Here is a 15,447-nt window from a genome sequence, read left to right as displayed (position 1 = left end):
ATTCCCGACACACCCTTTTCTTTGAGTTAATGCCACCAGCCCAATATAAAAACAGTAAAAGAGGTACTTGCATGACAGACTCTCAAACCACAGCCACTGGCCAGCTACCCGCGGGCATTCACCGGGCCCTGCGCAACACCATAGGCGATGCGCTTGCTCGCTCTGCAAGCACCCACGGCACCCGAACCGCGCTGGCATTTGATAAGCGCGCCTGGACATATTCAGAGCTTCACCTGGCCTCAAACCGCCTGGCTCACCAACTGATCGGGCTTGGACTGGCAAAGGGAGACCGTGTTGGTGCTTATGGTAAAAACTCAGATGCCTATCTACTGCTCTGGCTTGCCTGCACAAAAGCAGGATTGATTCATGTGCCGGTTAATTATGCGCTGATAGGTCAGGAGCTTACCTATATACTTGAACAATCCGGTTGCAAAGCTCTGTTTTTTGACACAGATCTGCAGCCGCAAATCGATGTGGTGCAGACAACCGTCGAAGTGAGCATTTACGGCACTCTTCACCGGGGACATGACAGCTCAGACAAGCGTGACGAAAGCCCCTGTGATGCCTTGCAGCTTGCCCTCACGGCCGGAAACGACACGCCACCTGATGTGGAGCTTTCCGACACAGACGTAGTGCAGATTCTCTATACATCCGGCACCACCTCAGACCCCAAAGGGGCCATGCATACCCACCGCTCGCTGATGACACACTATGGTGCCTGCCAGTACCATCTGAACATCCGCGCTGGCGACCGCTCACTGGCAGCACTGCCTTTATACCACTCTGCACAGATGCACGTATTTACCATGCCTATGCTGCTCAGCGGCAGCTACAGCCGTATTATCAACACGCCCACACCGGATGCGATACTGGGGTTACTGGAAAGTGAACAGCTGAATGCGTTTTTTGCCCCGCCAACCGTCTGGATTGCCCTGCTACACCATCCGCAGTTCAACCCGGACAAACTGCAGCATATGGACAAGCTGTACTATGGTGCCTCTATCATGCCCGAACAGGTGGTCAAGGAGCTTGGCAGAAAACTGCCTGGGGCGGGGCTGTACAACTGCTATGGCCAAAGTGAAATGGCGCCTCTGGCAACTGTCCTGCTACCGGAAGAACATTCTGAGCGCCCCTCCTCCGCCGGCCGCCCCATGCAAACCGTTATGACCCGTATTGTCGACCCGGTTACCGGAAAAGAGTGCCAGCCCGGGGACCAGGGCGAACTGGTTCATCGCTCACCACAACTGATGGTCGGATACTGGGCCAAACCTGAAGCTACCGACGAGGCCTTCAAAAACGGCTGGTTTCACTCCGGTGACCTGGGCTACCAGGATGAAGCAGGCTACATTTACATAGTTGACCGCATCAAAGACGTTGTGAATACCGGCGGCGTGCTGGTTGCCAGCCGAGACGTGGAAGAAGCTCTCTATCAGCACGAATCTGTAGCAGAAGTCGCGGTTATCGGCGTGCCCGATGAGAAATGGATTGAAGCCATCTGCGCTGTTGTCGTTCTCAAAGACGGCTATACTGAAGACTCCGCCGCTCTGATGGACCATGCGCGTGAAAAACTGGCGAACTTCAAGCTGCCAAAACACATTCACTTTGCTGAAGAATTACCCAAAAACACCGCCGGCAAACTACTGAAACGACAACTCAGAGAAGATCTGTCCTGAGTATCCAGAAGAACCGGCTCACGCTTTGCACCGATGTAAGGTGAGCCGGCATCCCCAGATTTAATCCGCTCCCTTCCTTATTCTCCGCCCGGCCATTACATCGCGTTTGTTACAATTCATGGCACCTCTGGCACGCAACCACTTTCATTTTGCATACTCCAACCTCAATTAATCGTCCCTAAAACACCCTTTACGTTTACGTAAACTTCATCTAACCTTGATTAAAAAGGACATCAACATGAAAGAGAAAAGAACATTCAGCATCGGCGAGCTCTCCAACGAGTTCGACGTTACAACCAGAAGCATCCGCTTCTATGAAGATCAGGGACTGCTTAAGCCCACAAGACGCGGACAGACCCGGATCTTCAGCACTAAAGACAGAGTACGCCTGAAGCTGATCCTTCGCGGCAAACGTATGGGGTTTTCACTGGCGGAAACCAAAGAGCTGTTTGACCTTTGGGACGAGACACTGACGGGCAATGAAAAACAACTGCTGAAAATGCTGACGATCCTGAGCGAAAAACGGGCGCACCTGGAACAGCAGAAAAAAGACATTGCCATGGCAGAGATGGAAATAGACACAGCAGAAGCTCGCTGCAAAGACGCACTCGCTGACATTCAGAAAAAGAAAAAACAACAAACTCCGGCTTAGAACAAAAGGCAATCAATATGAAATCACACTATTCAGAGCTCAACTTCGGCCTTGGCGAAACACTAGATATGCTGCGCGGACAGGTTAATAACTTCGCAGCCACAGAAATCGCCCCCCGGGCCGAAGAAATCGACCGCAGCAACGAGTTCCCTATGGATCTGTGGAAAAAGCTGGGTGATATGGGTCTGCTGGGTATCACCGTTGATGAAGCCTACGGCGGCTCCGGCCTGGGTTACCTTGCACACGTAATCGCAATGGAAGAAATCAGCCGCGCCTCCGCGTCAGTGGGCCTGTCTTACGGCGCCCACTCCAACCTCTGTGTTAACCAGATACACCGGAACGGCACCGAAGAACAAAAACAGAAATACCTGCCAAAACTCGTCAGCGGCGACCACATAGGCGCCCTGGCCATGTCCGAGCCCAACGCCGGCTCCGATGTTGTCTCCATGAAACTGAGCGCAAAAGACGCCGGTGACCACTACCTGCTGAACGGCAATAAAATGTGGATCACCAACGGCCCCGATGCCAACGTTTACGTTATCTACGCAAAAACCGACGTAAAAGCCGGCTCCAAAGGCATCACCGCCTTCATCGTGGAACGCGGCAGCGCCGGCTTCAGCCAGCACCAGAAGCTGGACAAACTCGGCATGCGCGGCTCTAACACCTGCGAACTGGTTTTCGAAGACTGCAAAGTCCCCAAAGAAAACGTGTTGGGTGAAGTGGGCAAAGGCGCAAAAGTCCTCATGAGCGGCCTTGACTACGAACGTCTCGTACTGGCGGGCGGCCCCCTGGGTATTATGCAGGCCGCACTGGACGTGGTGGTCCCCTACATCCGAGAACGGAAACAGTTCGAACAGGCAATTGGCGAATTCCAACTGGTCCAGGGCAAAGTTGCGGACATGTACACCTACATGAACACCGCCAAATCCTATGTTTACATGGTGGCCCAGTCCGCCGACCGCGGCGAAACCACCCGCAAAGACTCCGCCGGCGCCATCCTCTACTCCGCGGAAATGGCCACAAAACTGGCCCTCGACGCCATCCAGCTCCTGGGCGGTAACGGTTATATCAACGAATACCCCACAGGCCGATTACTGCGCGACGCCAAACTCTACGAAATCGGCGCAGGTACATCCGAAATCCGCCGCATGCTGATCGGCCGGGAACTGTTCCTGAACAACTAAGCAGCGGGTTCGGGTGGCGGTTCCCGGAAAGAACCCCCACCAGGCCCGACGCACCCAAGCTCCGAAGCACGGATTACTAGGCTATGACGATACTCCAAAGCAAAATAAACCCCAGATCTGAAGAGTTCCAGACCAACCACAACGCCATGGCAGAAGCCGTCGCCGACCTGCGGGACAAAGTAGCCACCATCCAGCAAGGTGGCGGTCCCTCCTACCAGGAACGCCATATCGCCCGCGGCAAACTCCTGCCCAGAGAGCGCATCAACCGCCTGCTGGACGACGGCTCCCCCTTCCTTGAAATCGGCCAGCTTGCCGCCTACAACGTCTACGACGAAGCCGTCCCCGCTGCAGGCGTCGTCGCCGGCGTAGGCCGTGTTTCCGGCACCGAATGCATGATCATTGCCAACGATGCCACCGTAAAAGGCGGCAGTTACTATCCTCTCACGGTGAAAAAACACCTGCGCGCCCAGGAAATCGCCCTCGAAAACCGGCTGCCCTGCATCTATCTGGTGGACTCCGGCGGCGCCAACCTGCCAAGGCAGGACGAAGTCTTCCCCGACCGCGACCACTTCGGCCGCATTTTCTACAATCAGGCCCGCATGTCCGCAGACGACATCCCCCAGATTGCCGTTGTCATGGGCCTGTGCACCGCGGGGGGCGCCTACGTGCCCGCCATGGCCGACGAATCCATCATCGTCCGCAACCAGGGCACCATCTTTCTGGCCGGCCCACCCCTGGTAAAAGCCGCCACCGGTGAAGTCGTCAGTGCCGAAGACCTTGGGGGCGCAGATGTGCATTGTAAAACCTCCGGTGTAGCCGACCACTACGCCGAAAACGATGCCCACGCCCTGGACATAGCCCGGCGTTGTGTCTCCAACCTCAACCGCCGCAAACCTGTCGACGTAGAAATCCGGAAGCCGGAAGCGCCACTGTATAGCCCGGACGAAATTTACGGCATTGTTGGAACAGACTTGCGCAAACAGTTCGATGTACGCGACGTTATCGCCCGTACCGTAGACGGCTCTGAATTTGATGAATTCAAACGTTACTACGGCCAGACCCTCGTCACCGGCTTTGCGCACGTTCACGGTTACCCCGTTGGCATCATTGCCAATAACGGCATCCTGTTCAGCGAGTCCGCGCAAAAAGGCGCGCATTTCATTGAACTCTGCTGCCAGCGCAATATCCCCCTGCTATTCCTGCAGAACATCACGGGGTTCATGGTCGGCCAGAAATACGAAGCCGAAGGTATTGCCAAACACGGCGCCAAAATGGTGATGGCGGTGGCCTGCGCCAATGTTCCCAAAATTACGGTATTGATCGGCGGCAGCTTTGGTGCCGGAAACTACGGTATGTGCGGCCGGGCCTACAGCCCCGACTTCCTGTGGATGTGGCCGAACGCTCGCATATCCGTCATGGGCGGCGAGCAGGCAGCCGGTGTGCTGGCTACCGTCAAGCGTGATGGCATGGAACGCAAAGGCGAGGAATGGAGCAGCGAAGATGAAGCCGCCTTTAAGCAGCCCATTATTGACACCTATGAAAGCCAGGGCCACCCCTATTATGCCAGCGCCCGGCTGTGGGACGACGGCGTTATCGATCCGGCCCAGACCCGGGAAGTGGTCGCCCTCAGCCTCTCTGCCACCCTCAACCGACCGGCAAAGCCTACTCGCTTTGGCGTGTTCCGGATGTAATCGGGGAGAAGAACCATGACAAATACCCATACCCCCCCAGAACAGGAATCCGCAGTTCTGCTCAACCGTCGCGCTCAGGGCGTGACGGAAATCGTGCTGAACCGGCCAGACAAGCGCAACGCCTTTGATGACGTCATCATTCAGCAACTGATCAACGCCATCACAGACGTGGATACTGACAGTGAAACCCGGGTCGTTATTCTGCGTTCTGAAGGCAAGCACTTCTCCGCCGGAGCCGATCTTGGCTGGATGCGCCGCATGGCGGACAACAGCCAGCAGGAGAATCTGGACGATTCCCGCCAGCTTGCACACCTGATGGACCGCCTGAACCACCTCACCAAGCCGGTTATCGGCCTGGTTCAGGGTGCGGCTTTTGGCGGCGCCGTGGGTCTGGCTGCCTGTTGCGACATTGTTATTGCTACCGAAAAGTCCAGCTTCTGCCTGAGTGAGGTCAAACTTGGTCTGATTCCCGCCGTGATCAGCCCGTATGTTGTGCGCGCCATTGGTGAACGCCAGGCACGCCGCTACTTCATTTCAGCCGAAGTGTTCAACGCCCGGGAAGCAGAACGCTTCGGTCTTGTGCACAGTGTCTGCGACGATGTTGACGCTATGAACGCCCGGTGTGACGAAATGTTGAAGCAGCTTGCCCAGAATGGCCCGGAGGCCATGCAAGCTGCCAAAGACCTGGTGTTTGCGGTCAGCCATAAAACCATTGACAGCACCGTTATTGATGACACCGCACACCGCATTGCAGATATCCGCGTAGGCCAGGAAGGTCAGGAAGGGTTAAGCGCCTTTCTGAACAAGCGCCGCGCCAACTGGATTCCGGAGAACAACTGATATGTTCAGAAAAATCCTCATAGCCAACCGCGGCGAAATCGCCTGCCGGATTATTCATACCGCACGCCGCATGGGCATCCGGTGTGTTGCTGTTTATTCCGATGCCGATGCAAATGCCCTTCACGTCACCATGGCGGACGAGGCTTTTCATATTGGCCCGGCTCCCAGCCCGGAAAGCTACCTGCGCAGTGAAAAGATTATCGAAATTGCCAAACGCAGCGGCGCCCAGGCAATTCATCCAGGCTATGGATTCCTTTCCGAGAACACGGAGTTTGCCGAAGCCTGTGAGGCCAATAACCTGGTCTTCATAGGGCCACCCGCCTCCGCTATTGCGGCGATGGGATCCAAATCGGCCGCCAAAGCCATCATGGAGGACGCGGGGGTGCCGCTGGTGCCTGGCTACCATGGTGATGATCAGGCTCCGGAAACCCTGCGTGCTGAAGCGGAAAAATGCGGTTTCCCGCTACTGCTGAAAGCAGTTGCCGGAGGTGGCGGCAAAGGCATGCGTGTTGTCGAGAACATGAGCGAGTTTGACGACGCCCTTGCCGCCGCCCAACGTGAGGCAAAAAACGCCTTTGGCAACCCCGGTATGCTGATAGAGCGATACCTGACCCAGCCGCGCCACGTTGAAATTCAGGTGTTCTGTGACCAGAGTGGGAAAGGCGTCTATCTGGCGGAACGTGACTGCTCGGTTCAGCGACGCCACCAGAAAGTACTGGAAGAAGCACCGGCGCCGGGACTGAGCGAAGAAACCCGCAAAGCCATGGGTGAAGCTGCGGTTAAAGCGGCTCAGGCCATTGATTATGTGGGCGCTGGCACTGTGGAATTTCTTTACGACGTAGACGGTTCGTTCTTCTTCATGGAAATGAACACCCGTTTGCAGGTCGAGCACCCGGTCACAGAAATGGTGACCGGCCAGGACCTGGTGGAATGGCAATTGAAAGTGGCCTGGGGCGACGCCCTGCCGCTGGAACAGTCGCAGGTGAAAACCCATGGCCACGCCCTGGAAGCCCGAATTTATGCCGAAGACCCCGACCAGGATTTTCTGCCGGCTACCGGCAACCTGCGTTACCTGAGCACACCCGATGAAAGTGCCCATGTGCGTGTGGATACCGGTGTGATCGAAGGCGACGACATCAGCATTCACTACGACCCGATGATTGCCAAACTGATCGTTTGGGACGAAACCCGTGATCAGGCCATCAACCGCATGGTTCAGGCCCTGGAGCACTACCGGATTGCAGGCGTGAAAACCAACATCCGCTTCCTGCACGCACTTGCCAACTCGCACCCCTTCCGGGAAGCGGACCTTACAACTGGCTTTATCGACAGCCATCGGGATTTACTGTTCCCGGAATCAACGCTGGATACCCACAAGGCGCTGGTTCTGGCCGCCGGCTTTGTGCTCGAAGAACGCAAGTCTGCCGAATCCGTGAATACAGATCCCTGGTCACCGTTCGGGCGCCGCAACAGCTGGCGCCTGAACTCGGAATACGCTCAGCCCCTGCCATTGCAAGTGGGCGATGAAATACACGAGCTGAAAATTCTCGAGCAGGATGAGAGCTATCAGGTCTTCATAGAAGACAGTGTTTACAACCTCGATGCGACGCTGGAAGGCGATTACCTGCAAGCGGTTATAAACGGTCACCGCATCAGCGTCCACGGCAACCTGCACCATAACCAGCTCGTGCTTTTTTATGAGGGTGACACCTTTGCCTGTGTCCTGTACCGGGAAAACCATGTGTCTGAAGACATGGCTCCCGAAGGCGGCCTGACCGCACCGATGAATGGCGCCATTGTGGCCGTGCAGGCGCAGCCGGGCGATACAGTTACGGCAGGCCAGACACTGGTCATCATGGAAGCGATGAAGATGGAACACGCGATCAAGGCGCCAGCCGATGGTGTGGTCAGTGAAATTTTCTTTGCAGAAGGCGAGCAGGTATCTGAAGGCGCTGAGCTCATTGCCATTGAGGTTGCAGAGCAGGACAAAGAGGAGGCGAGCTGATGGCTTTCACGAAACAGGTACGGTTAGTGGAAATGAGCCCCCGGGACGGTCTGCAGAATGAGGCCGGGCCGGTGATAGCGACAGAGACCAAGACTGGGCTGATCGAGCGTCTTGCAGATTGCGGACTTACCCACATCGAGTCCGCCAGCTTTGTGTCCCCCAAATGGATACCCCAGATGGGCGATGCAGCGGACGTCATGGCCGGCATCAAACGCAAGAGCGGCGTACGCTATTCAGCGCTTACCCCTAACCTCAAAGGCTTTGAAAACGCCCTGGCGGCAGACGTGGATGAGGTTGCTGTATTCGGTGCGGCGTCTGAATCCTTCAGTCAGAAAAACATCAACTGCTCCATTGCCGAGAGCCTGGAGCGTTTTCTGCCTGTCATGGAAGCGGCTCAGAAGCACAACATTCCGGTGCGGGGATACGTATCGACGGTGCTGGGATGCCCCTACGAGGGTGATATTGCGCCGGAACAGGTAGCCAGAGTCGCGAAAGACCTGGCTGACATGGGCTGCCATGAAATTTCTCTGGGTGACACGATTGGCGTGGGCACGCCATTCCAGGCCAAGCGCATGCTCGAAGCCGTTACAAAGCACGTACCCGTAGAACGTCTCGCTGCTCATTTCCACGACACCTACGGACAGGCCCTGGCGAACCTCTACGCGGTGCTGGAGGAAGGTGTAGCGGTTATTGATGCCTCAGTTGCCGGTTTGGGCGGGTGTCCTTATGCCAATGGAGCCTCAGGCAATGTGGCCACCGAAGATGTTCTTTATATGCTTAATGGCCTGGATATCCACACAGGTGTGGATCTGAAAAAACTGGTGGCCACCGGCGTATGGATCAGTAATCAGCTTAATCGACCAAACGGCTCCAAAGTGGGCCAGGCATTAAAATCATAAGGATCTGTCATGACGAATAATAAACATGTTGTTGCTCTGGACCTTCCCATTCCTGAGATGAAAAACCTGCCAGATGATGTCCGGAAATATTTTGAAATATGCCTGGAAAAGCTCGGCATGGTTCCAAATGTTCTTACCGCATACAGCCAGAACCTGAAACAGCTGGATGGCTTCTCCCGCTTGTATAACGAATTAATGATGGGTGAAAGCGAGCTTAGCAAGCTGGAACGGGAAATGATTGCGGTGGTGGTTTCCTCAGAAAACAAATGCTTCTACTGCCTGGTCGCCCACGGTGCGGCTGTGCGCGTTCTGAGTGGCGACCCGATGCTGGGCGAGCATCTGGTGATGAACTATCGGACAGCCAGCCTGGATAAGCGCCAGCGCGCCATGCTGGATTTTGCATCCCAACTCACCTCCTCACCCGCAACCGTTACGGAGCAGCAGGTGCAGGCACTGCGGGACGCAGGCTTCAGCGACAGTGGCATCTGGGATCTGAGCAACGTAATTGGCTTTTACAACATGTCAAATCGCGTTGCGATTGCCAGCGATATGCGCCCGAACCAGGAATACCACAGTCAGGCTCGCTAACGACAAACTTTTACTCAGCCCTCGACGATAAAAACAACCGGAGGCAATCAATGAACCAGACTCTTCCAAGCTACACCAGCGGTACCTCCAGCACACCACTGCAGGGCATGCCCATCGGCGAAATGCTTGACCGCACGGCAGCCAGATACCCTGACACCGAAGCCCTCGTGTGCCTGCACCAGGATATTCGATGGACTTACAAAGAGTTCGTTGCAAAAGTTAATGAAGCAGCGCGGGCCTTTCTGGTTATTGGGGTCAGGCGCGGCGACCGGGTAGGGATCTGGGCCCCGAACCGCTATGAGTGGACGGTTACCCAGTTTGCCACTGCCAAAGTGGGCGCCATTCTGGTTAATATTAACCCGGCGTACGGCATGCATGAACTGGAATACGCCATGAATCTGGCCGGCATCAGTGTGCTGGTAACCGCCGATAGTTTTAAAACCTCTGATTACCGGAAAATTCTCTATGATCTGGCGCCGGAATTAAAAGCCAGCCCCCCGGGTGAACTCAAAGCTCAGCGGCTCGCTGAGCTGCGCGTAGTTATAAATCTGGATACAGAAGAACACGCCGGCATGTGGAGCTGGGCCGGGTTTATTAACCTTGCCGGCGAAGCAAGCCAGGAAGACGTGAACACGGTACAAGCCCAGCTCCAGTTCGACGACCCCATCAACATTCAATTCACTTCGGGCACGACCGGCAATCCCAAGGGCGCTACCCTCACCCACCACAACATACTGAACAACGGGTTCTTTGTGGGTGAAAGCCAGCGACTCTCTGAAAAAGACCGCGTGGTTATTCCGGTTCCTCTGTACCACTGTTTTGGCATGGTCATGGGCAACCTCGGGTGCATTACCCATGGTTCCACCATGATTTACCCTGGCGAAGGCTTTGACCCCAAAGCGGTTCTGCAGGCTGTGCATCAGGAAAAGGCCACAGCGCTCTACGGCGTGCCCACCATGTTCATCGCCGAACTGTCTGAACCCGAGTTTGAATCTTACGACCTATCAAACCTCCGCACCGGCATCATGGCGGGTTCCATCTGCCCGGCGGAGGTAATGAAAAAGGTTAACGATAAGATGCACATGAAAGAGGTTCAGATTGCCTATGGGATGACCGAAACCAGCCCGGTTTCTACCCAGACCAGTTCCCTCGACCCATTCGAAAAGCAGGTAACCACCGTGGGCCGCACCCAGCCGCACCTGGAAACAAAAATTGTCGACCCGGGCACTGGCAATGTACAACCCCGGGGCGAGATTGGTGAGCTGTGCACCCGTGGTTACAGCGTGATGCTGAAGTACTGGAATAATGAAGAAAAAACCCATGAAGCGATTGATGCATCTGGCTGGATGCACACAGGCGATCTGGCCACCATGGATGAAGACGGGTATATCCAGATTGTCGGCCGCATTAAGGACATGGTGATCCGCGGGGGTGAAAACATCTACCCGAAAGAGGTGGAAGAGTTTCTCTACACCCACCCTTCAATCGAGGAAGTTCAGGTTACCGGCATACCCGACGAGACCTATGGCGAAGAATTGATTGCCTGGGTTAAGCTGAGGCCCGATGCAGAGCCGGTAGACGCCCAGGGGTTGATGGATTTTTGCAAGGGTAAGATCGCTCACTTCAAGATTCCCCGGAACTACAAGTTTGTGGACGAGTTCCCGATGACGGTGACCGGCAAGATTCAGAAGTTCAAAATGCGGGAAATCTCCATTGAGGAAATGGGGCTGAAATGAAAACGCTGACAGTATAGCTGCTATGCTTATCTTTGAGCCGGTGAAACCGCCGGCTCTGTGTTTTTACATTTAATGCGACAAGGAGAAGCACAAATGAAGACTCATTCTGGCTTTACCTTTCGTTCCGATTCAGTTGTACGGTTCGTTTCTGCTGTTGTTGGAACTGCTCTGGCGCTGCTGATTTCGTCTTCCGCCCTGGCGGCTGATGAAGCGCCGACAGTTAAAACAGCCGCTACCCATGCCGGCCTTGCTGCCAAGGCAGAAAATGTTGAAGGTGTGCGCACCCATTTACATCACACCCTGAACTGTCTTGTAGGCCCGGACGGTGATGGCTTTAACAGTGATGAAATGAATCCCTGTGCTGATATGGGGAAAGGTGCAATTCCCGGCGCTCAGGATAAAGACATGAAAGACAAGCTGAAGAAGGCTGCTGATAGAGCAAGAAGCGGCATTGATACAGATGACTATGCAGAAGCAAAATCTGCAGCCATGACTGTCCAAAGAATGCTTAAATCAGAGTAGAAGTTTGCTAAAGGGCCACTTTTAAGTGGCCCTTTTCATCATCGGTACTTAGTCTGTTTCACGATTACCTTTCACGAAGCAAGCTCCTCCTGGGCACGATTGCGCAGCATAAAGCGCTGAATCTTGCCGCTCGGGGTTTTTGGTAGCTCATCCACAAATTCAATTTCCCGCGGGTACGCGTGTGTAGAGAGGCGGTGACGGACTAACTCCTGAAGCTCATCACGCAAAGTCTGCTCGTCTGCAGGCTCGTGTTCGTGTTTTATAACCACATAAGCTTTGATAATAGAACCACGCTTCTCATCCGGTTTTGCCACAACGCCTGATTCAGCAACCGCTGCATGCTCCAGAAGCGTGCTCTCCACATCGGCAGGCCCTACCCGGTATCCTGCTGTGCTGATGATATCGTCATCCCGACCACTGAACGAGAAACTGCCATCACCGTGATTCACCGCCATATCGCCGGTAAGGTAATACCCTTTTACAAACGGGTCTTTTTCATCCCAGGTGTAACCATCAAAATGGAACAATGGAGAGGCGTTAACATCGATGGCAATCTGACCGACCTCGCCTTCTCCGACTTCTTCATTTTTCTCATTCAGAGCAACCACCCTCTGGCCCGGGCAGGAATAGCCCATTGAGCCCGGACGCAACGGGTGCTCAAGCCCATGAAAATTACAGCAGGTCATGCCGGTTTCGGTCTGGCCATAATGATCCAGTACCGGGCAGAAGTGACGATCCCTGATCCAGTTAACCACTTCCGGGTTCAGCGCTTCACCGGCGCTACTGGCAACACGCAGCCCCAGGTTTTCGCCTTCAGGGAGAACATCGTCGTTTGCTTTCAACACGCGATACGCAGTGGGTGCGGCTGCAAAGTTAGTGATCTTGTACTTACGGATCATGTCGTAAGTAGATTCCGGCGTAAACGCCCCCGGATTAAAGTGAGTCGCATGCCCCATCAACAAGGGGCCTACCACGGCATAGTAAAGACCGTAAGCCCAGCCCGGATCCGCTACGTTCCAGAAAACATCGTCGTCTCGCAAATCAATGGCGTATCTCATATATACATAGAAAGCCATCAGTGCGCGAGCCGGCACAGCAACTCCCTTCGGCTTACCCACGGTGCCGGAAGTAAACATTTGCAGGAAAGGATCCGTGCCCCTGATCATGACCGGCTCAAACCGGGGCGACTGTTCACTGAGAGTGTCATGGAAGTCGGGAACATCGGCACCGGTTTCCTTTGCATCAACACACAGCACAGGCGAACAGTTCTTCACATCAGCCAGCTTGGGATGGTTTACCGGGTTTGTAACAACCAACCGGGTTCCTGCGCGCTCCAGGCGGTACTCAATAGCGCCCGAACCAAACGCCGTGAACAGCGGCTGATAAACCGCGCCGGCCCGCAGTGTGCCTGCGATGACGATGAGCAACTCTGGCCCTCTGGGCAGCAGACCTGCCACACGATCTCCCTTGCCTATACTCTGTGAGGCCAGATAATTCGCAAAGCGAGCGGACTGCTCTTTCAGTTCCGCAAAGGTGAGAGCTCCATCGCCGCCCTCTTCCTTTTCATAATAAAGCGCAACCCTGGCCGGGTCGGCTGCCCACTTGTCACAGATTTCGTGACAAACATTCAGCCCGTCTTCCAGGCTCCCATCCAGAATCTTTGCTTCCAGGGCTGCGGGATCAAAGTTGTTGTACACGTCGACGTAGTTCGGAAGGCTCATGGTCAACTCCTGCTGTTTTTGTCTTTGAGTTCGTATTGCAGGTTTATCACAAGCTCCACTTTACGTAAAGGTAAACTTTAGGTGTGCAGCCTTTCTTCTACAGGACCGCTAATGAAGCCTGCCCGTGTAATGACAATGCTTTGCTAACGGGCAATGACTTTATAAATCGGCCGCAATCTGGGTATCTGTTTCAGCACAACCTGAATAACCGTCATTAATGGCACTGCCAGCAATACCCCCACCGGCCCCCACAACCAGCCCCAGAAAAAAATGGAAACGAAGATAATCACCGGATTTATTGCCATACGGAAACCGTGAATCCATGGCTCAATAAAAAAGCCGACCATTGTGGTGAGGGCAAGGTAGCCTGCTGGCGCAATCGCCATCATCCACAGAGTGTCCAGGCTTACTGCAGAGACCACCGCCAGCAACAAGATAGTGAGTATTACGCCAAGGTAGGGTATAAAGCGTGCCAGACCAGCCACCAGCCCCCAAACCGCAGGGTCAGGTAAACCAAGCGCCCAGGTCATCAACCCAGTAGTCAGCCCTACAACCAGATTGCTGATTCCCAGAACACCGAGGTATTGCGCAATCTGGTGTTGAGAGTCCCGGGTAATTCGCAATACGGTTCCCCGGTGTTCCCTCGGTAACTGGCGCACAAAATTGATGACCAGCCGGTCACCACTCACAAGCAAGAAGTAAGTCAGCGCCATGGCAAGCGCAAACCCTGCAACCCCATCCCGGGCTTTAGTCATTAGCTGGGCACGCCAGGACTCGGTTTGCAGAACCACCGTGGTTGGTTCTGCCGTTAATGCTTTATCACCCCCATCAGATAACTCACTTACAGAGTCCTCTACTTTCTGCGCCGACTCGGTAACCCTGGTGATCTGGCGTTTCAGTTCACTTTCACCCACCAGCAAGCGGGATATCCCCTCCGGTGCCTTACCTGCCCACTCAAGTGCAGGCGTAGCAACGGCCAGGGACACTCCGGCAACGCCGATCAGTACCAGCAACACCAGAATCAGCGAACTGACGACCCTGGGTATATGCAGACCAGATCCCATGCGGGTAACCAGTGGCGACAGCAGCAAACTTGTGAGCAGTGCCAGCACAATGGGCAAAATGATTTGATGAGCAAGGTACAGGGTATAAAGTACACCAAGCACAAAAAGGCCATAAACAGGCGTTGAAAGGCTGGCCAGAGTCCTGCGGATTCCAGGACCTGGCTTGTCGTTCGGATAGTCTTCGTGTTTCATAGAAAGTCACCGGTTTCTTTTAACGTATAGTACTTAACTGACTAAGATCCTGCGACGAAATCAGCAACTCGTACCAAACCAAGGAAAAAGAATGGTCTCTGAGCCAAAAAACAGTTTCAGCCCTCTTAACCCAAATAACCGGTCAGCAAGCTGGAAGCTGGTTGTAGTTGCGACAGCAATTGCCTGTTTATCCATTGCTTCCTACATCGAAATACCAATGGTTCCCGTACCTGTTACCGCACAAACCTATGTGCTTCTTACTATCGGCGGACTTCTCGGCTGGAAGCTTGGTACTGCCTCAACCGTGCTATGGCTGATTCTTGGCGCACTGGGACTTCCGGTTCTGGCGGGCGGCTCCAGCGGGCTGGATTACTTCTCTGGACCAACAGCGGGTTACCTCTTTGCTTTTCCGCTGGCGGTTGCCGTGGTTGGCTTACTCTTTGAACGTGGCTGGAATACCAAAAATATGGCGCTGGCCTTTCTGGCAATGCTGTTGGGCCATGCAGTCTGCCTTGGCTTTGGTGGCTTATGGCTCGCATTTACGATCGGCCCGGCGAGCGCATTCATGAAAGGTGTTTTGCCCTTCCTGATTGGTGGTCTTCTAAAGTCAGCACTTGCTGTCGCAACGATCCTTATTGTCGATCGTTTTCTTCGAAAGAACCACGCCGGGTAACCGCGTT

General features: G+C 54.6%; 13 protein-coding genes. 11 read left to right on the top strand and 2 right to left on the bottom strand.

From position 1 onward, the window contains the following. Positions 1 to 71: 71 nt before the first annotated feature. The 10 genes from FFI95_RS12245 to FFI95_RS12200 all read left to right on the top strand — a co-directional run bounded on the left by FFI95_RS12245 (position 72) and on the right by FFI95_RS12200 (position 11,790). Positions 72 to 1,673 (top strand): fatty acyl-CoA synthetase, encoded by a 1,602-nt coding sequence (locus tag FFI95_RS12245; protein WP_144822950.1) that lies wholly within the window; start codon positions 72 to 74, stop codon positions 1,671 to 1,673. 238 nt (positions 1,674 to 1,911) lie between these two features. After that, positions 1,912 to 2,325: a MerR family transcriptional regulator gene (locus FFI95_RS12240; RefSeq protein ID WP_144822948.1), complete on the top strand. Its 414-nt coding sequence runs from the start codon at positions 1,912 to 1,914 to the stop codon at positions 2,323 to 2,325. 17 nt (positions 2,326 to 2,342) lie between these two features. Further along, positions 2,343 to 3,509, top strand: coding sequence for an isovaleryl-CoA dehydrogenase (locus FFI95_RS12235; protein ID WP_144822946.1), 1,167 nt, complete (start codon positions 2,343 to 2,345; stop codon positions 3,507 to 3,509). Between the two features lie 83 nt (positions 3,510 to 3,592). After that, positions 3,593 to 5,200, top strand: a complete 1,608-nt coding sequence (locus FFI95_RS12230) for a carboxyl transferase domain-containing protein (RefSeq protein WP_144822944.1) — start codon at positions 3,593 to 3,595, stop codon at positions 5,198 to 5,200. Between the two features lie 15 nt (positions 5,201 to 5,215). Then, entirely contained in the window at positions 5,216 to 6,040 is an 825-nt protein-coding gene (locus tag FFI95_RS12225; RefSeq protein WP_144822943.1) for an enoyl-CoA hydratase-related protein, read from the top strand. 1 nt (position 6,041) lies between these two features. Continuing rightward, positions 6,042 to 8,045 (top strand): acetyl/propionyl/methylcrotonyl-CoA carboxylase subunit alpha, encoded by a 2,004-nt coding sequence (locus FFI95_RS12220; protein WP_144822941.1) that lies wholly within the window; start codon positions 6,042 to 6,044, stop codon positions 8,043 to 8,045. Then, the gene (locus tag FFI95_RS12215) at positions 8,045 to 8,944 is read left to right on the top strand and encodes a hydroxymethylglutaryl-CoA lyase (protein WP_144822939.1); all 900 of its coding nucleotides are present in this window, start codon (positions 8,045 to 8,047) and stop codon (positions 8,942 to 8,944) included. The genes FFI95_RS12220 and FFI95_RS12215 overlap by 1 nt, the downstream gene beginning before the upstream one ends. A 9-nt stretch (positions 8,945 to 8,953) precedes the next feature. Further along, complete coding sequence (locus tag FFI95_RS12210; RefSeq protein ID WP_144822937.1) at positions 8,954 to 9,532, top strand: peroxidase-related enzyme; 579 nt, start codon at positions 8,954 to 8,956, stop codon at positions 9,530 to 9,532. 50 nt (positions 9,533 to 9,582) lie between these two features. Continuing rightward, positions 9,583 to 11,268, top strand: a complete 1,686-nt coding sequence (locus FFI95_RS12205; protein ID WP_144822935.1) for an AMP-binding protein — start codon at positions 9,583 to 9,585, stop codon at positions 11,266 to 11,268. Between the two features lie 57 nt (positions 11,269 to 11,325). After that, complete coding sequence (locus tag FFI95_RS12200; RefSeq protein ID WP_144822933.1) at positions 11,326 to 11,790, top strand: hypothetical protein; 465 nt, start codon at positions 11,326 to 11,328, stop codon at positions 11,788 to 11,790. A gap of 71 nt (positions 11,791 to 11,861) precedes the next feature. Here the strand turns inward: FFI95_RS12200 and FFI95_RS12195 are convergent, their stop codons facing one another. Then, positions 11,862 to 13,511, bottom strand: coding sequence for an AMP-binding protein (locus FFI95_RS12195; protein WP_144822932.1), 1,650 nt, complete (start codon positions 13,509 to 13,511; stop codon positions 11,862 to 11,864). Between the two features lie 143 nt (positions 13,512 to 13,654). Further along, a complete protein-coding gene (locus FFI95_RS12190; RefSeq protein WP_144822930.1) occupies positions 13,655 to 14,767 on the bottom strand; it encodes an AI-2E family transporter in 1,113 nt (370 codons plus the stop codon). A gap of 91 nt (positions 14,768 to 14,858) precedes the next feature. Here FFI95_RS12190 and FFI95_RS12185 point away from each other — a divergent pair, with 91 nt between their 5' ends. Further along, a complete protein-coding gene (locus tag FFI95_RS12185; RefSeq protein ID WP_144822928.1) occupies positions 14,859 to 15,440 on the top strand; it encodes a biotin transporter BioY in 582 nt (193 codons plus the stop codon). The last annotated feature ends 7 nt before the right edge of the window (positions 15,441 to 15,447 follow it).

The organism is Marinobacter piscis (assembly GCF_007671655.1).
Taxonomy (GTDB): domain Bacteria; phylum Pseudomonadota; class Gammaproteobacteria; order Pseudomonadales; family Oleiphilaceae; genus Marinobacter; species Marinobacter piscensis.
The sequence above is the reverse complement of the archived record's forward strand: the minus strand, read 5'-3'. Positions and strand labels throughout refer to the sequence as shown.